At 64.5% G+C, this 21,433-nt stretch carries 17 protein-coding genes and 3 tRNA genes; all 20 read right to left on the reverse strand.

Going from position 1 to position 21,433, the window contains the following annotated elements; all coding sequences use genetic code 11:
- Positions 1-184 precede the first annotated feature (184 nt).
- Positions 185-2,824 carry a translation initiation factor IF-2 gene (gene infB / locus IC535_RS02505; protein WP_228884392.1) on the reverse strand — a complete coding sequence of 880 codons (2,640 nt, stop codon included), beginning with the start codon at positions 2,822-2,824 and terminating at the stop codon, positions 185-187.
- 95 nt (positions 2,825-2,919) lie between these two features.
- The gene (nusA, locus tag IC535_RS02510; RefSeq protein WP_228884391.1) at positions 2,920-4,431 is read right to left on the reverse strand and encodes a transcription termination factor NusA; all 1,512 of its coding nucleotides are present in this window, start codon (positions 4,429-4,431) and stop codon (positions 2,920-2,922) included.
- Between the two features lie 4 nt (positions 4,432-4,435).
- Complete coding sequence (gene rimP, locus IC535_RS02515) at positions 4,436-5,023, reverse strand: ribosome maturation factor RimP (RefSeq protein ID WP_228884390.1); 588 nt, start codon at positions 5,021-5,023, stop codon at positions 4,436-4,438.
- Positions 5,024-5,673: 650 nt separating this feature from the next.
- Positions 5,674-5,750 (reverse strand) — tRNA-Met (locus IC535_RS02520).
- A gap of 238 nt (positions 5,751-5,988) precedes the next feature.
- A tRNA-Met gene (locus tag IC535_RS02525) sits at positions 5,989-6,065 on the reverse strand.
- Between the two features lie 127 nt (positions 6,066-6,192).
- A complete protein-coding gene (gene nuoN, locus IC535_RS02530) occupies positions 6,193-7,653 on the reverse strand; it encodes an NADH-quinone oxidoreductase subunit NuoN (protein WP_228884389.1) in 1,461 nt (486 codons plus the stop codon).
- A gap of 36 nt (positions 7,654-7,689) precedes the next feature.
- Positions 7,690-9,198, reverse strand: a complete 1,509-nt coding sequence (locus tag IC535_RS02535; protein WP_228884388.1) for an NADH-quinone oxidoreductase subunit M — start codon at positions 9,196-9,198, stop codon at positions 7,690-7,692.
- Positions 9,199-9,221: 23 nt separating this feature from the next.
- The gene (gene nuoL / locus IC535_RS02540; RefSeq protein WP_228884387.1) at positions 9,222-11,408 is read right to left on the reverse strand and encodes an NADH-quinone oxidoreductase subunit L; all 2,187 of its coding nucleotides are present in this window, start codon (positions 11,406-11,408) and stop codon (positions 9,222-9,224) included.
- 7 nt (positions 11,409-11,415) lie between these two features.
- A complete protein-coding gene (gene nuoK, locus IC535_RS02545; protein ID WP_228884386.1) occupies positions 11,416-11,721 on the reverse strand; it encodes an NADH-quinone oxidoreductase subunit NuoK in 306 nt (101 codons plus the stop codon).
- Complete coding sequence (locus tag IC535_RS02550) at positions 11,718-12,377, reverse strand: NADH-quinone oxidoreductase subunit J (protein ID WP_228884385.1); 660 nt, start codon at positions 12,375-12,377, stop codon at positions 11,718-11,720. Before IC535_RS02550 ends, nuoK begins: the two co-directional genes overlap by 4 nt.
- 6 nt (positions 12,378-12,383) lie before the next feature.
- Complete coding sequence (gene nuoI / locus IC535_RS02555) at positions 12,384-12,872, reverse strand: NADH-quinone oxidoreductase subunit NuoI (RefSeq protein ID WP_228884384.1); 489 nt, start codon at positions 12,870-12,872, stop codon at positions 12,384-12,386.
- A gap of 3 nt (positions 12,873-12,875) precedes the next feature.
- Positions 12,876-13,967 carry an NADH-quinone oxidoreductase subunit NuoH gene (nuoH, locus tag IC535_RS02560; protein ID WP_228884383.1) on the reverse strand — a complete coding sequence of 364 codons (1,092 nt, stop codon included), beginning with the start codon at positions 13,965-13,967 and terminating at the stop codon, positions 12,876-12,878.
- A complete protein-coding gene (gene nuoG / locus IC535_RS02565) occupies positions 13,964-16,216 on the reverse strand; it encodes an NADH-quinone oxidoreductase subunit NuoG (protein WP_228884382.1) in 2,253 nt (750 codons plus the stop codon). Before nuoG ends, nuoH begins: the two co-directional genes overlap by 4 nt.
- Complete coding sequence (nuoF, locus tag IC535_RS02570; RefSeq protein ID WP_228884381.1) at positions 16,213-17,553, reverse strand: NADH-quinone oxidoreductase subunit NuoF; 1,341 nt, start codon at positions 17,551-17,553, stop codon at positions 16,213-16,215. Before nuoF ends, nuoG begins: the two co-directional genes overlap by 4 nt.
- 3 nt (positions 17,554-17,556) lie before the next feature.
- Positions 17,557-18,084, reverse strand: a complete 528-nt coding sequence (gene nuoE / locus IC535_RS02575) for an NADH-quinone oxidoreductase subunit NuoE (RefSeq protein WP_121038421.1) — start codon at positions 18,082-18,084, stop codon at positions 17,557-17,559.
- A gap of 94 nt (positions 18,085-18,178) precedes the next feature.
- Positions 18,179-19,408: an NADH-quinone oxidoreductase subunit D gene (locus tag IC535_RS02580; RefSeq protein WP_228884515.1), complete on the reverse strand. Its 1,230-nt coding sequence runs from the start codon at positions 19,406-19,408 to the stop codon at positions 18,179-18,181.
- Between the two features lie 89 nt (positions 19,409-19,497).
- Entirely contained in the window at positions 19,498-20,250 is a 753-nt protein-coding gene (locus IC535_RS02585; RefSeq protein ID WP_228884380.1) for an NADH-quinone oxidoreductase subunit C, read from the reverse strand.
- 32 nt (positions 20,251-20,282) lie between these two features.
- Complete coding sequence (locus IC535_RS02590; RefSeq protein ID WP_019182677.1) at positions 20,283-20,837, reverse strand: NuoB/complex I 20 kDa subunit family protein; 555 nt, start codon at positions 20,835-20,837, stop codon at positions 20,283-20,285.
- Positions 20,828-21,184 (reverse strand): NADH-quinone oxidoreductase subunit A, encoded by a 357-nt coding sequence (locus tag IC535_RS02595; protein WP_228884514.1) that lies wholly within the window; start codon positions 21,182-21,184, stop codon positions 20,828-20,830. Before IC535_RS02595 ends, IC535_RS02590 begins: the two co-directional genes overlap by 10 nt.
- 112 nt (positions 21,185-21,296) lie before the next feature.
- A tRNA-Leu gene (locus IC535_RS02600) sits at positions 21,297-21,381 on the reverse strand.
- Positions 21,382-21,433: the final 52 nt, after the last annotated feature.

Consider the following 21,433-nt stretch of genomic DNA (forward strand, 5'->3'; position numbering starts at 1 on the left):
TCTTGATTCAGGTGTCGCCCGGCCAACGGTCGGGCGCTACGGGTATGCGGGACCCGACCAACGGTCGGGTGCTACGTCTGCGGCAATCCGGCCAACGGTCGGATGCTACGTCTGCGGCAATCCGACCAACAGCCGGGTGCCACCTCTGCGGTAGGGCCCGACCGTTGGTCGGGCCGCCTCGGTATTACAGGGTGCGCGGCACTTCGATACGCTCGAAGCACTCGATCTGATCGCCCGGCTTGACGTCGTTGTAAGCCTTCACGCCGATACCGCATTCGGTACCGTTGCGGACCTCATCCACGTTCTCCTTGAAGCGACGCAGCGATTCCAGCTCGCCTTCGAACACCACCACGCTGTCGCGCAGGACGCGGATCGGCTTGCTGCGCTTGACCGTGCCTTCGATGATCATGCAGCCGGCGACCGCACCGAACTTCGAGCTGCGGAACACGTCGCGGACCTGGGCGATACCGATGATCTCTTCGCGGATTTCCACGCCGAGCAGACCGGAAGCCACCTGCTTCACCTGATCGATCACGTCATAGATGATCGAGAAGTAACGCAGGTCGACGCCATTGGATTCAATGATGCGTCGCGCCGAAGCGTCGGCACGCACGTTGAAGCCGATCACGGTGGCCTTGGAGGCAACCGCCGAATTGGCGTCCGACTCGGTGATGCCGCCCACGCCGGAATGGATCACGTTGATGCGGATGTCGTCGTTGGACAGTGCCACCAGTGCCTGGCTCAGCGCCTGCACCGAACCCTGCACGTCGGCCTTGATCACCAGGTTCAGCACCTGCTGGCCATCGCCCTTGCCCAGGGTCGCCATGATGTCTTCCATGCGGCTGCCGGCAGACTGCACCAGGCGCGATTCGCGGCGCTTGATTTCGCGCTGCTGCGCCACTTCCTTGGCCAGGCGCTCGTCCTCGACCACCACGAAGTCGTCGCCGGCATCGGGCACGCCGGACAGACCCAGCACCTGCACCGGGATCGACGGGCCGGCCTGTTCGGGCTGCTTGCCGGTTTCATCGAACAGCGCACGCACGCGGCCGTACTGGATACCGCAGACCAGGTAGTCGCCCTTCTTGAGCGCGCCCTGCTGCACCAGCACGGTGGCGATCGGGCCACGGCCCTTGTCCAGCGAGGATTCGATGACCACGCCGCTGGCGCGGCCATCGGGCACGGCCTTCAGTTCCAGCAGTTCAGCCTGGACCGAGATCGCGTCGAGCAGGTCGTCGATGCCCAGGCCGGCCTTGGCCGAGATCTCGACCATCTGGATGTCGCCACCGAAGTCTTCGGACACGACCTGCTCGGTGAGCAGTTCGTTCTTGACCCGCATCGGGTCGGCACCGGACTTGTCGATCTTGTTGATCGCCACGATCAGCGGCACACCCGCCGAACGGGCGTGCTGGATGGCTTCCTTGGTCTGCGGCATGACGCCGTCGTCGGCAGCCACCACCAGCACCACGATGTCGGTCAGCTTGGCACCGCGGGCACGCATGGAGGTAAACGCCGCGTGGCCGGGGGTATCCAGGAAGCTGATCACGCCCTTGGGCGTTTCAACGTGGTACGCACCGATGTGCTGGGTGATGCCGCCGGCTTCGCCGGTGGCGACCTTGGTGCGGCGGATGTAATCCAGCAGCGAGGTCTTGCCGTGGTCGACGTGGCCCATGATGGTGACCACCGGCGGACGTGCCGCCGGCTCGCCCTGGTTGCCGCCGGACAACGCCAGCAGCGCGTCTTCGGCGTCGTTGGTGTTGGCACGGATCACGTTGTGGCCGAGTTCTTCGGTCACCAGCGCGGCGGTGTCGTGGTCGATGGTCTGGGTGATGGTCGCCATGACGCCCATCTTGAACAGCGCCTTGACCACATCGCCGCCCTTCAGGGCCAGCTTCTGCGCCAGGTCGGCGACGGTGACGGTGTCGCCGATGGTGACGTCACGCACGACCGGTGCGGTCGGACGCTCGAAACCATGGCTGCCGCCGCCGCTGCGCGACTGGTTGCTGTCACGGCGGCCGCCGTGCTGCACGCGCCCGGTCGGACGACCGCGCGAGTTGCTGTTGTTGCCACGACGGGCGCGGTCGGCGGCCGACAGGTGCAGCTGGCCGGCGAAGCGGTTGCCGCCATCGTCGTCGCGCTTGGCGCCCGGACGGTTGTTGTTGTTGTTGTTCGAGTTGCGGTCGTCCGCACGCGGGGCCGGGCGCGCAGCCGACGGCGCCGACGGGCGCGCGGCGCGGGCCGGGGCCTCGGCAGCAGCAGGCCTGGCGGCAGCCGGGGCCGGCGGTGCGTTCTTGGCCGCTTCGGCAGCGGCTTCGGCGGCCTTGCGCTCGGCTTCGGCGCGCTCCTTGGCGTCGACCTCTTCCTGGCGCTTGCGTGCGATTTCCTCGTCGCGCGCACGGTCCTTCTCGGCCAGTGCACGCTGCTCGTCCAGATTGCGCTGGCGGGATTCCTCCAGCTTGCGCAGGATGTCGGCGCGCTCCTCATCCGGCGTCATCGGCTTGCCGCTGGCGTCCTTCATGTAGGTGCGCTTCTGGCGCACCTCGACGTTGACGGTGGTCTTGCTGCGGCCGGCGCTGACGGTCACTTCCTGCAACTTGCGACGGTTGAGGGTGATCTTCTTGGCGGCTTCGTCGGTACTCTCGACGGGCTGCTCGGTCTTGCCGTGCGAGCGACGAAGGAAGCCCAGGAGCTTGACCTTCTCGGTGCTGGTCACGACCTGGTCGGGACCGCTGAACTTCATGCCGGCTTCGGCAAGCTGTACGAGCAGTTTATCGACCGGGGTGTTGACCAGTTCGGCAAGCTTGCGGATGGTGGTTTGCTGCGACATTCGGATCCTATGATCTGGTTGGCGCTCCCTCGAAACGTGCGAAGGCAGCGCGGAGTCTAAGCCCTGAGCGGGTCAGGGCACTGTTCATCGCTGGCTCATTCGCCGCGCTCCAGGCGGGCGATCTCCTCGGCTCGGGCGGCAAGGATCAGGGCGGCGGCGCGCCCCTGGTCCATGTCCTCGATACCGAACTCGAGGATCTCGTCGGCGGCCAGGTCCGACAGGTCCTCACTGGTACGCACGCCATGAGCGGCCAGGGCGTAGGCGGTTGCCTCGTCCATGCCTTCCAGGGCGAGCAGGTCTTCCGACGGCGAACCGTCCTCCAGACCTTCTTCCACCGCCAGCGCTTCGTTGAGCAGCGCATCGCGGGCACGGGCACGCAGCTCTTCGACGATGTCTTCGTCGAAGCCTTCCACGGCCAGCAGTTCGCCGACCGGGACGTAGGCGATTTCTTCCACGGTGTTGAAGCCTTCGGTCACCAGGATGGCGGCGATTTCTTCATCCACTTCCAGCTTGTCCATGAACAGCTGACGGGCAACGCCCTGCTCTGCCTCGGACTTGGCGGTCACCTGGTCCTGGGTCATCACATTGAGCTGCCAACCGGTCAGGCGGCTGGCAAGGCGCACGTTCTGGCCGCCCTTGCCGATCGCCTGGGCCAGGCGCTCTTCGGCCACGGCCAGGTCCATCGAGTGCTTTTCTTCATCGACGATGATCGACTGCACTTCGGCCGGCGCCATCGCATTGATGACGAAGTTGGCCGGGTTCTCGTTCCACAGCACGATGTCCACGCGCTCGCCGTTGAGCTCGTTGGACACGGCCTGCACGCGCGAACCGCGCATGCCGATGCAGGCACCGATCGGATCGGTACGCGCGTCGTGGGCCAGCACGGCGATCTTGGCGCGGTCGCCCGGGTCGCGTGCACAGGCCTTGATCTCGACCAGGCCCTGGCCGACTTCCGGCACTTCGAGCTTGAACAGTTCGATCATGAATTCCGGGGCGGCGCGGCTGATGAACAGCTGCGGGCCACGCGGCTCCGAACGCACTTCGGCCAGGTAACCGCGCACGCGGTCGCCGGCACGCAGGACGTCGCGCGGGATGCCCTTGTCCTTGGGGATGAAGGCCTCGGCGTTGCCGCCCAGGTCGACATAGATGTTGCCGCGCTCGGCGCGCTTGACCACGCCGGTGACCAGTTCGCCGACACGGTCCTTCCACGCATCGACCACCTGCTGGCGCTCGGCTTCGCGCACGCGCTGGACGATCACCTGCTTGGCGGCCTGTGCGGCGATACGGCCGAAGTCCGGGTTTTCGATCTGTTCTTCGATGTAGTCGCCCACGTCGACGCCGTCGGCTTCGTCGATGGCGTCCATCAGGCGGATCTGGCGATCGGGCGATTCCATTACCACGTCATCGGCCACCACTTCCCAGCGGCGGAAGGTTTCGTAGGTGCCGTCCTTGTGGTCGATCGACACACGGGCCAGCACTTCCTGGTCCGGGTAACGCTTCTTCGCTGCCGATGCCAGTGCGGCCTCGATGGCGTCGAAGATCACTTCACGCGGAACGCCCTTTTCATTGGCGACCGCATCCACTACCAGCAAAAGTTCCTTGCTCATTGGCTCACTCCGCGCGCGGCTTCTTGGCCGCCGGCTCGTTGGATGGTTTCTTGTTCGCCTTGCCCTGCTTGGGAGCCGGGCCAGTCGGTTTGGTCGGAGCCAGGCCGAGGGCGGCCCAATCCGGCATGATGCGTGCCTTGTCGATATTCTCGACGTCGGCGGTGAACGGGGAGTTGTCGACCTTGAAGGTGACCGTGCCCTGTTCGTGATCCACGGCGAGAATCTCGCCCTGCAGGCGGCGGCGGCCGTCCTGCGGAAGTTTCAGCGTCACCTTGGCCGATTCGCCAATGGCGCGGGTGAACTGCTCGGCGGTGAACAGCGGGCGGTCAACGCCCGGCGAGGACACTTCCAGCGTGTAATTGGCGCTGATCGGGTCTTCCACGTCCAGCTGTGCGGACACTTCGCGGCTGACGCGCTCGCAGTCGTCGATATTGACGATGCGCTCGGGCTGTTCGGCCAGCGGCACGTCGATGTACAGGCGCAGCGTCGCACCACCCGGGGCAGTGAGATATTCCACGCCCAGCAGTTCCAGACCCAGCGACTGAACGGTGGGGGCGAGCAGATTCGCGATTTCAGTTGCCTTGTCGCTCACAGTCGGCCTTGATTCGTTGAAAGAGGTACGGGGTGGCCAGCATCACTGGCCCGGTCCCACTGAACATGTTCCGGAAACAACAAAGGGCCCGCAGGGCCCCTTGTCCGGTACAACTCCGGTCATGCTGGATTCCGGTAGCCCCAACGCGCGCGGTGCGCGTTGCGGCGAGCCCAGACTCCCGGGGGTCACGGCGGCCTGGTTACAGGGTGCCGTTCCTGGAAGCCGGTAGCGGCATCTTCCTCATCCCGTCAATGCGATGGAAAGCAGATAGCCCGCTAAGCCGCTGATGATAGCCGCTGCACCGCGCTGGTGCAATGGTTGCGAGGAAAAGCTGAACAGGCGGCCTGGGGGCGAAACCTCTGGCCGGGACGTTTCATGGGGGGCGGCACGGGCGGGCCGGCGGGACACGCCGTAAACCCGTCCGTGGGGGCTCGGCCAAAACATCCATGTTTTGGACGGTCCCGCCAACCCGCCCGTGCCGCCCCCTGCCGAGATGGCCGGCCCGTCATTCGGATCAGGAGCACAGCAAGCACGACCCTACCAATGCAGGCCGTGCACTCAATGCGCGCGCGGGAACACCACAACGAAAAAAGCGACCCCGTTTCCGGAATCGCTTCTTCGTCTACTGCATCTGCACTGCAGATTTTCTGTGGTAGCGGGGGCAGGATTTGAACCTGCGACCTTCGGGTTATGAGCCCGACGAGCTGCCAGACTGCTCCACCCCGCAGCAGAAGCGGAATTGTAAGGGAGTTTGATCTCCCGTGCAAGCCCTTTGAAACACTGGCCTTGATCGCCATGGCGCCATCGATTGCGTGATCAGGGCGATGCAAGCGGTCATGGACCAGCCCTGCCCCGCGCGCATCGAATACCCGTAGCGACGATATCCGGGCCGGCAACGAAAAAGGCGACCCCGTTGCCGGGATCGCCTGATTCGTCCACTGCACCCGGTTTGCACCGGGTCAATATGGTAGCGGGGGCAGGATTTGAACCTGCGACCTTCGGGTTATGAGCCCGACGAGCTGCCAGACTGCTCCACCCCGCAGCAGAAGCGGATGAGTTGGCGTACCAACCAGCGGCTGGTACCTACCGCAACGATATTCTGGCGAAACCGCTGCATCAACAACTCAGGAAACGAATATTACACTAATTGCGCAGTTTTGTATCGTTTTTTACGCAAGATGTGCAAATGCCTGCTGGCACCACACCATGATCGGGTTCCAGGCCAGGCCCAGCGCCAGCAGCGCAAGGGCATTCACGCCCAGCACTACGCCCAGCACGCGGTCGTTGTTGGCCGGCAGCGGTTCGCCCACCGGCTCATCGAAGTACATGACCTTGATCACGCGCAGGTAGTAGAAGCAACCGACCACCGCGCAGAGCACGCCCAGCAGCGCCAGCCACAGCATGCCGCCGTTGATCGCCGCGCCGAGTACGGCCAGCTTGGTCCAGAAGCCCAGGAACGGCGGAATGCCCGCCATCGACGCCATGATGCACAGCACCAGGCCGGCCATCCACGGGTTGCGCGCATTGAGGCCCTTGAAGTCTTCGATCTTCTCGGCTTCAAAGCCGTTGCGCGACAGCGCGATGATCGCACCGAAGGCCGCGGTGGACATGATCGCGTAGCTCAGGGCGTAGAACAGCGCCGCCGCATAGCCGCGCTCGCCGCCACCGGCGATGCCCATCAGCAGGAAGCCGATGTGCGAGACCGTGGAGTAGGCCAGCATGCGCTTGAGGTTGCTCTGCGCGATCGCCATCAGGTTGCCGATCACCAGCGACAGCGCCGCCAGGCCGCCGATCAGGTACTTCCATTCCGGCGACAGCGGGCCCACGCCCACTTCCAGCAGGCGGTAGGCCATGCCGAAGGCGGCCAGCTTGGGCGCCGAGCTGATGAACAGCGCCACCGGTGCCGGAGCGCCCTGGTAGACGTCGGGCAGCCACATGTGGAACGGCGCGGCACCGAGCTTGAAGGCCACGCCGGCGATCATGAACACCGCGCCGGTCAGCAGCAACACCTTCTCTTCGGTATGCGGGATCGCCGCATGGATCGCGTCCAGGTGCAGCGTGCCGGTGGCGCCGTAGATCAGCGACATGCCGTACAGCAGCAGGCCCGAGGCCAGCGAGCCAAGCACGATGTACTTCATCGCCGCCTCGGTGGCCAGGCCGTTGTCGCGGTTGCTGGCCACCAGCGCGTAGGAGCACAGCGCCAGCAGTTCCAGGCCCAGGTAGACCATCAGCAGGCTGCCGGCCGAGACCAGGATCATCATGCCGGCGGTGCCGAACAGGATCAGCACCGGGATCTCGCCCTGGTACAGATCGCGCTCGCGCAGGTAGCTCCAGCCGTAGACCAGGGTCAGGCCGCTGCACAGCACCACCACGGTTTTCATCACATCGGCCGCGGTATCGCGGACGAACATGCCATGGAACACCTCCCCCTGCCCGCCCACTCCGGTGGCAAGCATGAAGAGCACGGCAGCCAGCGCGGCGACCGACAACAGATGGGTCCAGATCTTGTTCTCTTTGCTGATGAACAGATCGAGGATCAACAGGGTGAACGCACTGGCGATCAGCACCAGCTCGGGAGCGAGCGGCGGCAGGTCAGCGGCGGTCAGTGGCAACAGCGGCGAGGTGGTCATCATCAAATCCTGGAATCAATACTCTCGACGGCCCGATTACAGCAGCTTGCTGGATGCAATCTGCATCGCCAGCTTCGCGATCGAGGGCTCCATCAGGTCGGTCAGCGGCTTGGGGTACAGGCCCAGGGCAAGCGTGCCCACGGCAAATACACCCAGCACCAACCATTCGCGACCGTTGATGTCCTTCAGTTCGGCGACATGGGCGTTGGCCACTTCACCGAAGAACACGCGCTTGTACAGCCACAGCGTATACGCCGCGGTAATCACCAGGGTGCTCGCCGCCGCCAGTGCCAGCCACGGATTACGCTGGAAGCTGGCCATGATGATCATGAACTCACCGACGAAACCGCTGGTACCCGGCAGGCCGGCATTGGCCATGAAGAACAGCATGGCGAAGGTGGCAAACCACGGCATCACGTTGACTACGCCGCCGTAATCGGCGATCCGGCGGCTGTGCATGCGGTCGTAGAGCACGCCGACGCAGGAGAACATCGCGCCGGACACGAAGCCGTGCGAGACCATCTGCACCATCGCACCCTGCAGGCCCAGGCGGGCCGCATCGGCGCTCTGCGCATCACGCACCAGCCACAGCGCGATGAAGGTACCCAGGGTGACAAAGCCCATGTGCGCGATCGACGAATAGGCGATCAGCTTCTTCATGTCGTCCTGCACCAGGGCGACCAGGCCGACATAGATCACCGCGATCAGCGACAGCGCGATCACCAGCCAGGCCCACTCGTGCGAGGCGTCCGGCACGATCGGCAGGTTGAAGCGCAGGAAGCCGTAGCCACCGATCTTCAGCGCGATGGCGGCCAGGATCACCGAACCGGCGGTCGGCGCCTCGACGTGGGCGTCGGGCAACCAGGTATGCACCGGGAACATCGGCACCTTGACCGCGAAGGCGATCAGGAAGGCGAAGAAGATCCAGGTCTGTTCCTGGCCGGTCAGCTGCAGCTGGTACAGGTCGGCCAGCTGGAAGCTGCCGCCCTTCAGGTACAGGTAGATCAGGGCCACCAGCATCAGCACCGAGCCGAGGAAGGTGTACAGGAAGAACTTCAATGCCGCGTAGATGCGGCGCGGGCCGCCCCACACGCCGATGATCAGGAACATCGGGATCAGCATCGCTTCGAAGAACACGTAGAACAACATCGCGTCGGTTGCGGCGAAGATGCCCACGGTGACGCCTTCCAGGATCAGGAAGGCGGCCACGTACTGGTTGACCCGCTTGTCGATCGCGCTCCAGGCGCCGATCAGCGCCAGTACCGAGACCAGCGTGGTCAGCAGGATCAGCGCGATGGCGATGCCGTCCACGCCAAGGTTGTAGCCGATGTCGTAGGCCGGGATCCAGGCGCGGGTCTCGACGAACTGCAGTGCATCGTTGCCCACGTCGTAGCCGCTGAGCAGCAGCAGGCTGGCCGCGAAGGTCAGCACCGCCACGCCCAGCGACGCCCAGCGGGCGGTTTGGGCGTCACGGATCGCAAGGATCAAGGCACCGCCGAGGATCGGCAGCCAGATGAGAATGCTAAGTAGGGGCCAGTTCGACACGTCTTCTTATTCCGTACAGGTCATCAACGCAGGTAATGCATCAGGACGCCCAGGAGGGCAATCAGGCCGATGATCATCGCGAAGGCGTAGTGATAGAGGAAACCGGATTGGGTGCGACGCAGCAGGTTGGCCGCCAGATCGATCAGGCGCGCCGAACCGTTGACCACCACACCATCGACGATATTGCTGTCGATCGCGCGCGAAACCTTGCCGAGCTTGATGCCGCCACCGGCGAAACCGCCGATCCAGAGCTTGTCGAAGCCGTACTTGTTCTCCAGCACCGATACCAGCGGCGCGAAGGCCTTGCGGGCCTTGCCTGCCAGTTCCGGCTTCCACAGGTAGAACAGCACCGCCAGCAGGAAGCCGACCACCGTCAGGATGAAGGCCGGAGCCATCATGCCGTGGATGGCGAAGGCAACCGGGCCGTGGAACTCTTCGGCCAGCGCACCGATGGTGTTGCGCGCCGGGTCGTAGAAATCAACGATGCCGGTGAAGAACGAATGCACCTGGCCCGGGATGGCGGCGTCGGCATGGTGGCCGGCCCAGTCGGTGCCGTACAGCATCGGACCGATGCTGAAGAAGCCGATGACCACCGAGGGGATCGCCAGCAGGATCAGCGGCAGGGTGACCACCCACGGGGTTTCGTGCGGCTCGTGCGCGCCATGGCCGTGGCCATGATCGTCATGCTGCGCGTCGCCGTGGTGGGCATCGGCGGCATGCGCGTCGGCGGCATGATGGTCATCGTGCGCGTGATCGTCATGCGCGTCGCGGAAGCGTTCCTTGCCATGGAAGGTCAGGAACAGCAGGCGGAAGCTGTAGAAGCTGGTGACCACCACGCCACCCAGCACCGCCCAGTACCCGTAGGTCGCCACCCAGCTCGAGGACACGTGCGCGTGGTGCTGCGCGGCCTCGATGATGGTGTCCTTGGAATAGAAGCCGGAGAAGAACGGCGTCCCGACCAGGGCCAGCGTACCGATCCACATGGTGACGAAGGTGATCGGCATGTACTTGCGCAGGCCGCCCATCTTGCGCATGTCCTGCTCGTGGTGCATCGCGATGATGACCGAGCCGGCACCGAGGAACAGCAGCGCCTTGAAGAAGGCGTGGGTCATCAGGTGGAACACGGCGGCCGAATAGGCCGACACGCCCAGCGCCACGGTCATGTAGCCCAGCTGGGACAGCGTGGAGTACGCGACGACGCGCTTGATGTCGTTCTGCACGATGCCGATCAGACCGGTGAAGAACGCGGTGGTGGCACCGATGAACAGCACGAAGTTCAGCGCGGTCTGCGACAGCTCGAACAGCGGCGACATGCGGGTGACCATGAAGATGCCCGCGGTGACCATGGTCGCGGCGTGGATCAGCGCCGAGATCGGGGTCGGGCCTTCCATCGAGTCCGGCAGCCAGACGTGCAGCGGCACCTGGGCCGACTTGCCCATCGCGCCGATGAACAGGCAGATGCAGATGACCGTGGCGATCGACCAGATCACCGGCTCGCTCAGCACCTCGAAGGAGCCGCCGAACAGGTTGATCGTGCCCGACCAGATCTGCAGCTGCGCGTCGGGGTGGGCCAGGATCGGGGCATTGGCGAACACGGTGGCGTAGTCCAGCGTACCGAACACCCACAGCACCCCGGCGATACCGAGAATGAAGCCGAAGTCGCCGACGCGGTTGACCAGGAACGCCTTCATGTTGGCGAAGATCGCGGTCGGGCGCTTGAACCAGAAGCCGATCAGCAGGTACGACACCAGGCCCACCGCTTCCCAGCCGAAGAACAGCTGCAGGAAGTTGTTGCTCATCACCAGGGTGAGCATGGAGAAGGTGAACAGCGAGATGTAGCTGAAGAACCGCTGGTAGCCCGGGTCATCCTGCATGTAGCCGATGGTGTACACGTGCACCAGGAACGACACGAAGGTGACCACGACCATCATCATCGCGGTCAGCTTGTCGATCATGAAGCCGACGTGGGCCGAGTACTGGCCGACTTCGAAGAACGTATAGATGTTCTCGTTGTACGGCTGCGCGCCACCCCACAGCAGCATGTACAGCACGTAGCTGGACATGATGCAGCTGGCGGCCACGCCAAGCAGGGTGACCGTCTGTGCGCCGATGCGACCGACCTGCCGGCCGAACAGGCCGGCGATGATGCTGCCGAACAGCGGTGCAAGCACCACTGCGATCAGCAGACTCTTGGAGAGAGTGATTTCCATCTACGGATCAGCCCTTCAGCGAGTCGACTTCGCCGACATTGATGGTGCGGCGGGTACGGAACAGGGTTACCAGGATCGCAAGGCCGATGGCGGCCTCGGCTGCGGCCACGGTCAGGATGAAGAAGACGAACAGCTGTCCGGCCGTATCACCCAGCTCACGCGAGAACCCGACGAAATTGATGTTCACCGACAGCAGCATCAACTCGATGGACATCAGCAGCACGATGATGTTCTTGCGGTTGAGGAAGATGCCGGCGAGGCTGATGCAGAACAGCAGCGCGCCCAGCGCCAGAATATGGCCAAGGGAAATCATGGCGTGGCCTCCCCGTCGCTGGACGGCTTGGTAGCGGTGTGCACCAGCGGCTTCTCGACGTCCATCTGGACCACGCGCAGGCGGTCGGCCGACTTGACCATGGTCTGCTCGGTCGGGTTCTGGGTCTTCAGGCCGGTGCGGCGGCGCAGGGTCAGCATCACCGCGGCCACCACGGCCACGGTCAGGATGACGGCGGCGAACTCGAACGGCAGCAGGTATTCGGTGAACAGGCTGCGGGCCAGCCAGGTGATGTTGGAGCTGTCGGCGGCCAGCGCGGCGGCGTTGTCGGCCGGGAACGGATTGACCGCCCTGCCCTTCACCCCGATCAGCACCAGCATCTGCACCAGCATGGTGATGGCCACCACCAGGCCGATCGGCAGGTAGCGCACCCAGCCTTCACGCAGGTTGGAGGCGTCGATGTCCAGCATCATCACCACGAACAGGAACAGCACCATCACCGCGCCGACGTAGACCAGCACCAGGGCCACGCCCAGGAACTCGGCGCCGACCAGGATCCAGATGCAGGCCACGGAGAAGAAGGTCAGGATCAGGCACAACACGGCATATACCGGGTTGCGCACGCTGATCACCGCCGCGGCGGAGATGCCCGCCACGATGGAGAAGACCCAGAAACTGATATTTACCCAATCCATCATTCAACCTCAGCGGTAAGCGGCATCGGCGGCACGACGCTCGGCGATTTCGGCTTCAAGCCGATCACCGATGGCCAGCAGCTGCGGCTTGGTAACGATGTTCTCGCCACGATTCTCGAAGTGGTACTCGAGGATGTGGGTCTCGACGATCGAGTCCACCGGGCAGCTTTCTTCGCAGAAGCCGCAGAAGATGCACTTGAACAGATCGATGTCGTAACGGGTGGTACGGCGGCTGCCGTCCTCGCGCTTGGCCGAATCGATGGTGATCGCCAGCGCCGGGCACACCGCTTCGCACAATTTGCATGCGATGCAGCGTTCCTCGCCGTTGGGGTAGCGGCGAAGCGCATGCAGGCCGCGGAAACGCGGCGACTGCGGGAACTTCTCCATCGGGTACATCATCGTGTACTTCGGCTTGAAGGCGTACTTGAGGGTCAGCCACAGGCCCCCGAGCAGCTCAAGCAGCAACAGGCTTTTGAAGTAATGGGTAATTCGATTCATCACTTAGACGCCCTTCTGGATCACGCCGTAAAACACCATCAACGCCGTCACTGCAATCCACAAGATGGTGAGCGGGATGAAGACCTTCCAGCCCAGACGCATGATCTGGTCGTAGCGGAAGCGCGGGAAGCTGGCACGGAACCAGATGTAGGAGCTGGCGAAGAAGAACACCTTCAGCAGCAGCCACGGCCAGCCGCCCTTCCAGATCCAGTCGATCCACGGCGAGATGTCCGCCGTGATCCAGCCCTGGATCGGGCTCAGCCAGCCGCCGAGGAAGAAGATCGAGATCAGGAAGCTAATCAGGATCATGTTGGCGTATTCGGCCAGGAAGAACAGCGCGAATGCACCGCCGGAATATTCGACCATGTGGCCGGCGACGATTTCCGATTCGCCTTCCACCACGTCGAACGGGGCGCGGTTGGTTTCGGCCACGCCGGACACCCAGTACACGATGAACAGCGGGAACAGCGGCAGCAGGAACCAGTCGAACAGACCGGCGTTGCCGGCCTGGGCCATCACGATGCTGCTCAGGTTGAGGCTGCCCGAGGCGATCATCACGCCGACCAGGGCAAAGCCCATGGCGATTTCGTAGCTGATCATCTGCGCCGAGGCGCGCATCGCACCCAGGAAGGCGTACTTGGAGTTGGACGCCCAACCGGCCAGGATGATGCCGTACACGCCCAGCGAGGTCATCGCCAGCAGGTAGAGCAGGCCGGCGTTGGCGTTGGACAACACGATCTTCGCGTCGAAGGGAATCACCGACCAGGCCGCGAAGGCCGGCCCCAGGGTGATCAGCGGCGCAAGGATGAACATCGCCTTGTGCGAGCTGGCCGGCTGGATGATTTCCTTGAACAGCAGTTTGAAGACGTCGGCGAAGGCCTGGAAGATGCCCATGCCCACGTACATCGGGCCATGACGCACATGCATCCAGCCGATCAGCTTGCGCTCCCAGACCACGTAGAAGGCCACCGAAATGATCACCGGCATGGCGATCACCAGGATCTTCAGGATGATCCACAGCAGCGCGCCGATGTCGCCCAGTGACAGCAGCCACTGGTGCAGCGGGTCGACTGCGTTCAACAGCAATTCGTTCATGCGGCCACCACCGTTACGCGTGCGGCGCCCAGCGGCGCGGTTGCGCCGTGGCCCGATTCAATCCAGACGGCACCCGCGGCGACGCGGGCATCGACCACCACCGGCAAGGTGGCGCGGCCGGCATCGGTGCCGACCTTGGCCATCTGCCCTTCGGCCAACTGCAGGCGAGCGGCATCGGCGCTGTTGAGCACGATGCGCGGGGCGTTGTTGAGCGGATGCGACTGCAGCGCCTGGGCGCGACGGACCACCGCATCGGTGCGGTAGATCGCCGCGGTCGAGGCCACTTCCAGGCCCTCGCCCGCCACCGCCGTTGCCGCCGAGGAGGAGACGGCGACGCTGACCGGGGCCAGGCTGGCGCGCAGGCCGGCCAGGTCGGTGAACTCGAAACCGGCCAGCGACATCTCGCCGCCCAGTGCACGCAGCACGCGCCAGCCTTCACGCGCCTCGCCCGGCAGCTTGCCGCCGGCACGGGCCGACTGTTCGCGGCCATCGAGGTTGGTCAGGGTGGCATCCACTTCCGGCAGCGCGCCGATCGGCAGGATCAGGTCGGCGACATCGCGGGTGGAGGCGCAGGCGAACTGGCTGAAGGCCACCACCTGGGCGCCGGCCAGCGCCTTGCGCGCCGCAGCGGCATCGGCGAAGTCCAGGCCCGGCTCGATGCCGTACAGCACGTAAGCCTTGCGCGGCTGGGCCAGCATCGCATTGACGTCCTTGCCGGCCGGCAGCACGCCGGCGCGGGCCAGGCCCACGGCATTGGCGCCCTGCGGGATGCGGCACAGCTTGGCACCGGTGGCGGCGGCGAAATCACGCGCAGCGGCGCGGATCGCGGCAGCCTGCGGGTGGTTTTCGGCGATGCCACCGACGATCAGCACGGCATTGCCGGCCGAGGCGGTCACCGCCTCGCGCAGTGCCACGCTGCCCAGCGCCTCGATGAAGGCCGACGGGGCCACGATCTGCTTGCTGGCCAGCTTGAAGGCGAAATCGAAATCGACCGGGTTGACCGCATGGATCTTCGCGTTGCCCGTGGTCTGCGCCTTGCGCAGGCGGGCGTGCAGCAGCGGCAGCTCGTGGCGGATGTTGCTGCCGAACACGACGATGCTGTCCGCGCCTTCGATCTCGGCCAGCGGCAGGCCGAAGACTTCGGCGGTGGCGGCGTCGGAGAAGTCGCGGTTGTTGATGCGGTGATCGATGTTGGTGGTGCCCAGGCCGGCAGCAAGACGGGCCAGCAGCGCGCCCTCCTCGTTGGAGGCCGACGGGTGTACCAGCACGCCGAGGTCGTCGCCCTGGTTCGCAGCGAAGATCTCCTTGGCAGCGGCCAGGCCTTCGGCCCAGCTCACTTCCTTCCACTCGCCGTTGACCTTGCGCAGCGGCTTGACCGCGCGGTCTTCGCTGTACAGGCCCTGGTGCGAATAGCGGTCGCGGTCGGACAGCCAGCATTCGTTGACCGACTCGTTGTCGCGCGGCACCGCGCGCAGCACTTCGCCGCGGCGCACGTGCAGGAACAGGTTGGAGCCCATCGCGTCGTGGTAACCCAGCGACTCGCGTGCGGTCAGTTCCCACGGACGGGCGCGGAACTGGAACACCTTGTTGGTCAGCGCGCCGACCGGGCAGACGTCGACGACGTTGCCGGACAGCTCGGTGGTCAGCGGCTTGCCGTCGTAGGTGCCGATCTGCAGGTTCTCGCCGCGATACATGCCACCCAGTTCATAGGTACCGGCCACGTCGGCGGTGAAGCGCACGCAACGGGTGCACTGGATGCAGCGGGTCATCTCGGTGGCCACCAGCGGGCCGATGTCCTCGTCGGGCACCACGCGCTTGCGCTCGTTGAAGCGGCTGACCGAACGGCCATAGCCCAGCGAGACATCCTGCAGTTCGCACTCGCCGCCCTGATCGCAGATCGGGCAATCCAGCGGATGGTTGATCAGCAGGAATTCCATCACCGAGCGCTGGTACTTGAGCGCCTTTTCACTGCGGGTGGCGACCTTCATGCCGTCCATCACCGGCGTGGCGCAGGCCGGCGCGGGCTTGGGCGACTTTTCCACGTCGACCAGGCACATGCGGCAGTTGGCCGCGATCGGCAGCTTCTCGTGGTAGCAGAAGCGCGGGATCGGAATGCCGGCCTTGTCGGCGGCCTGGATGATCATCGAGCCCTTGGGCACGACCAGCGACTGGCCGTCGATCTCGACGGTCACGTGGCCGTCGGGTACGACGACCGGTGCCACGCCCGGGTTGTTGGGTTGCGCGCTCATGCGGCGGCTGCCTCCACCTTCTTGCCGTCAACCATCGAATGACCGTTGACGATGTAGTACTCGAATTCGTCCCAGAACTGGCGCAGGAAGCCCTGGATGGGCCATGCCGCCGCTTCACCGAACGCGCAGATGGTGTGGCCTTCGATCTGGCCGGCCACCGCTTTCAACTGGTGCAGGTCTTCCATCGTGGCCTTGCCGGCGACGATGCGCTCCAGCACGCGGTGCATCCAGCCGGTGCCTTCGCGGCACGGGGTGCACTGCCCGCAGGATTCCTTGTGGAAGAACTGGCTGATGCGGCAGGCGAACTTGACGCAGCACACGCTGTCGTCGAGCACCACGATGGCGCCCGACCCCAGGCCGGTGCCCAGCGCACGCAGGGTGTCGTAGTCCATCTGCAGGCCCTTGAGTTCCTCGGCCTTCAGCACCGGCATCGACACACCGCCCGGCACCGCGCCCTTGAGGGTGCGGCCCGGCTTGAGGCCGCCGGCCATTTCCAGCAGCTCGTCGAAGGTGGTGCCCAGCGGCACTTCGAAGTTGCCGCCCTTCTGCACGCAACCGGACACCGAGAAGATCTTCGGGCCGCCGTTCTTGGTCAGGCTCAGGCCCTGGAACCATTCCGGGCCGTTGCGGATGATCGCCGGCACCGAGGCATAGGTCTCGGTGTTGTTGATCGTGCTGGGCTTGCCGTACAGGCCGAAATTGGCCGGGAACGGCGGCTTGTAGCGCGGCTGGCCCTTCTTGCCTTCCAGCGATTCCATCAGCGCGGTTTCTTCGCCGCAGATGTACGCGCCGGCGCCCAGCGCACCGTAGATGTCGATGTCCACGCCGCTGCCGAGGATGTCCTTGCCCAGCCAGCCGTTCGCGTACGCGTCGGCCAGCGCCTGCTCGAAGTTCTCGAACGGCTCGTGGTGGAACTCGCCACGCAGGTAGTTGTAGCCCACGGTGCTGCCGGTGGCGTAGCAGGCGATCGCCATGCCTTCGACCACCGAATGCGGGTTGTAGCGCAGGATGTCGCGGTCCTTGCAGGTACCCGGCTCGGATTCATCCGAGTTGCACAGGATGTACTTCTGCATGGTGCCCTTGGGCATGAAGGACCACTTCAGGCCGGTCGGGAAGCCCGCGCCGCCACGGCCGCGCAGATTGGACTGCTTGACCATCTCGATGACCTGCTCCGGCGAGATCTTCTCTTCGATGATCTTGCGCAGGGCGGCATAGCCACCGGTCTTGAGGTAGCTTTCGTACGACCACGGGGTGTCGTAGTGCAAGGTGGTGTAGACCACCTGGTGCGGCAGCGGCGCAGGACCGACCGGGCCAGTGGGTGCGTGATGATGTGCCATGTCTTACTCCAACCCGTCCAGCAGCTCGTCGACTTTTTCGACGGTCAGGCGCTCGTGGTAATGGCCATTGATGACCATCATCGGCGCACCGGCGCAACCGGCCAGGCATTCTTCTTCACGCTTGAGGTAGATGCGGCCATCGGCGGTGGACTGGCCGGTCTTGCAGCCGAGCTTCTTCTCGGCGTGCGCGACCAGGTCCTCGGCACCGTTCAACCAGCAGCTGATGTTGGTGCAGAAGGCCACGTTGTGGCGGCCGACCTTTTCCAGTTCGAACATCGAGTAGAAGCTGGCCACCTCGTAGGCCCACACCGGCGGCAGGTCCAGGTACTTGGCGACGCCGGCGATCAGCTCGTCGGTCAGCCAGCCTGCGTTCTGTTCCTGCGCGGCGTGCAGGCCCTGCAACACGGCCGAACGCTTGCGATCGGGCGGGAACTTGGCCAGCCAATGATCGATATGCGCACGGGTCTTGTCGTTCAAGACCACCATCGGGTCGACGTCGCGCGCCGCCTCGAAATTACCTGTCGCCTTCATCGGCCGACCTCAGCGAATACGAAATCGTTGAAAAACAGAACCTGCAGCGCCGGCAGCAGCCGGCGGGTGTCAGGCATCGTGCATGCGGTTGCGGTCACCGGTCCACCTCGCCGAACACCAGGTCGTAGGTGCCGATCATCGCCACCACGTCGGCGAGCATGTGCCCGCGCACGATCGAGTCGATCGAGGACAGATGGGCAAAGCCCGGCGCGCGCAGGTGCACGCGGAACGGCTTGTTGGCGCCATCGGACATCAGGTAGCAGCCGAACTCGCCCTTGGGCGCTTCGACGGCGGCGTAGGTTTCGCCGGCCGGCACGCAATAGCCTTCACTGAACAGCTTGAAGTGATGGATCAGCGCTTCCATGTCGTCCTTCATGTCCTCGCGGCTGGGCGGGGCGACCTTGAAGTTCTTGACCATGACCGGGCCGGGGTTGGCCTTCAGCCATGTGACGCATTGCTTGATGATGCGGTTGGATTCGCGCATCTCGGCCACGCGGCACAGGTAGCGGTCGTAGCAGTCGCCTTCCTTGCCCAGCGGGATGTCGAACTGGACCGTGTCGTACTTGGCGTACGGCTGCTTCTTGCGCAGGTCCCAGGCGATGCCCGAGCCGCGCAGCATCACCCCGGTCATGCCCCAGGCGTGCGCCAGTTCGGGGGTGACCACGCCGATGCCGACGGTACGCTGCTTCCAGATCCGGTTGTCGGTCAGCAGGGTTTCGTATTCGTCCACGCGCTTGGGGAACTCGACGGTGAAGTTCTCCAGGAAGTCCAGCAGCGAACCTTCGCGCGAGGCGTTGAGGTTCTTCAGGGCCTTGCCCTTGTGCCAGCGCGATTCCTTGTACTTGGGCATGCGGTCGGGCAGGTCGCGGTAGACGCCGCCCGGGCGGTAGTACGCCGCGTGCATGCGCGCGCCGGAGACCGCTTCATAGCAGTCCATCAGCTCTTCGCGCTCGCGGAAGGCATACAGCATGACCGCCATCGCGCCCAGGTCGAGCGCGTTGGAACCCAGCCACATCAGGTGGTTCAGGATGCGGGTGATTTCGTCGAACATGGTGCGGATGTACTGCGCACGCTCGGGCGCCTCGATTCCCATCAGGGTTTCGATCGCGCGCACATAGGCGTGCTCGTTGCACATCATCGACACGTAATCCAGGCGGTCCATGTAGCCGATCGACTGGTTGAACGGCTTGGACTCGGCCAGCTTTTCGGTACCACGGTGCAGCAGGCCCACGTGCGGGTCGGCACGCATGATGGTTTCGCCGTCCATTTCCAGGATCAGGCGCAGCACACCGTGCGCGGCCGGATGCTGGGGACCGAAGTTCATGGTGTAGTTGCGGATTTCCTGACGCAGTTCGGCCGGGTTGCTCGCAAAGGCCTGGTGGGCCTGGGGTTCACGCTTGCTCAGATCAGCATTCACTTTACTGCCTCCGACTGCGCGGACTCGCCGGCAGCGGTCTGGAAACGGGCGTCGTCACGGATCACGCGCGGTACGCCGACACGCGGCTCCACCGAGGTCACCGGCTCGTAGATCACGCGCTTCTTCTCTTCGTCGTAGCGCACTTCGACGTTGCCGATCAGCGGGAAATCCTTGCGGAACGGATGGCCGACGAAGCCGTAGTCGGTGAGGATACGGCGCAGGTCCGGGTGGCCCTGGAAGATCACGCCGAACAGATCGAACGCTTCGCGCTCGAACCAGTTCAGGCCCGGCCAGACGTCGGTCAGCGAGGCCACCACCGGCAGCTCCTCGTTCGGCGCGAAGCAGCGGATGCGCATCATCAGGTTGTGCTGGTAGGAGCGCAGCTGGGCGACCACGGCGAAACGCTGCAGCGGGATCGGCTGCGGCTGGGCGCCGTCGCTGGTTTCGCCGGTGGGGAATTCACCCCAGGCGAAACGGCCGACGGCGCTGCCTTCGACGCCGCGGCTGAAGCCCTGGGACGACACATCGGCCGTGTCCCATTCGTCGCTGCCATAGCCGAGGTAGTCCAGCCCGCACAGGTCAACGGCCTGTTCGAAACCGAATTCGTCGCGCAGCGCCAGGGCGGTGGCATGCCAATCAGCAGAAGGCACTTCCAGCGTCACTTCGCCGCGGGGTTCGACCACGAAGACCTGCGCACCTGCGAAACGTGCGGAAAGTCGGTCGATGAAGGAAGGTGCTTGCTCTGCCATGGGGGCTTGGCGTGCTCTTGTCAGGAGGAATGTCAGCGGGCGATGGTCTGCGTACGCCAGATCTTCTTCTGCAACTGCAGGATCCCGTACACCAGCGCTTCGGCGGTTGGTGGGCAACCGGGGACGTAGATGTCCACCGGCACCACGCGGTCGCAGCCACGCACTACTGCATACGAGTAGTGGTAGTAGCCGCCACCGTTGGCACAGCTGCCCATGGAGATGACCCACTTCGGGTCCGGCATCTGGTCGTAGACCTTGCGCAGCGCCGGGGCCATCTTGTTGACCAGGGTGCCGGCCACGATCATCACGTCGGACTGGCGCGGCGACGGGCGGAACACCACGCCGTAACGGTCCAGGTCCAGGCGCGCGGCACCGGCATGCATCATTTCCACCGCGCAGCAGGCCAGACCGAAGGTCATCGGCCACATCGAGCCGGTACGCGCCCAGTTCAACAGCGCATCGACGCTGGTGGTCACGTAGCCCTTTTCAAGCAGCGGGTTGTCGCCTTCGGGGCGCAGGATGTCGTCGACCCGCCCTTCCGGGACCGGGTTGTTCATCAGGCCGTCGAGCGTCTGAATCACTCCCATTCCAGCGCTCCCTTCTTCCAGACGTAAATGAAACCGAGGAAAAGCATGCCCACGAACAGGCCCATCGTGACCAGCGAACGTGCGCCCAGCTCCATGAAGACCTGGGTCCACGGCACGATGAAAATGATTTCCAAGTCAAATACGATGAACTGGATCGCGATCAGGTAGTAGCGCACATCGAACTTCATGCGCGCGTCCTCGAAAGCCTCGAAGCCGCACTCGTACGGCGAGAGCTTTTGCAGGTCAGGACGTCGGGGACCGAGGAATCGGCCAACCAGCATCAGCGATACGCCGATACCGGTGGCAACGATCAGAAACAGCAGAGACGGCAAATATTCGGCCAGCACAGCGATTCTCTCTTGCCTCTGCCGCAACGCCTGCAGGCGTGTCGGCATGGGGGAGTGGACGGATATCGAGACCCGGTGCTTTGCGCGCCGGACGAATCCGCTTACAAACAAATGGTGCCCAAGAGGGGACTCGAACCCCTACGACTTGCGTCGCTACCACCTCAAGGTAGTGCGTCTACCAATTCCGCCACCTGGGCTTACGTTCGCGATGACGGGATTGCCTCTCGGCCTCCGTCATCGCGCCGCATA

The sequence above is a fragment of the Stenotrophomonas rhizophila genome (assembly GCF_020857975.1).
Taxonomy (GTDB): Bacteria; Pseudomonadota; Gammaproteobacteria; order Xanthomonadales; family Xanthomonadaceae; genus Stenotrophomonas; species Stenotrophomonas rhizophila_C.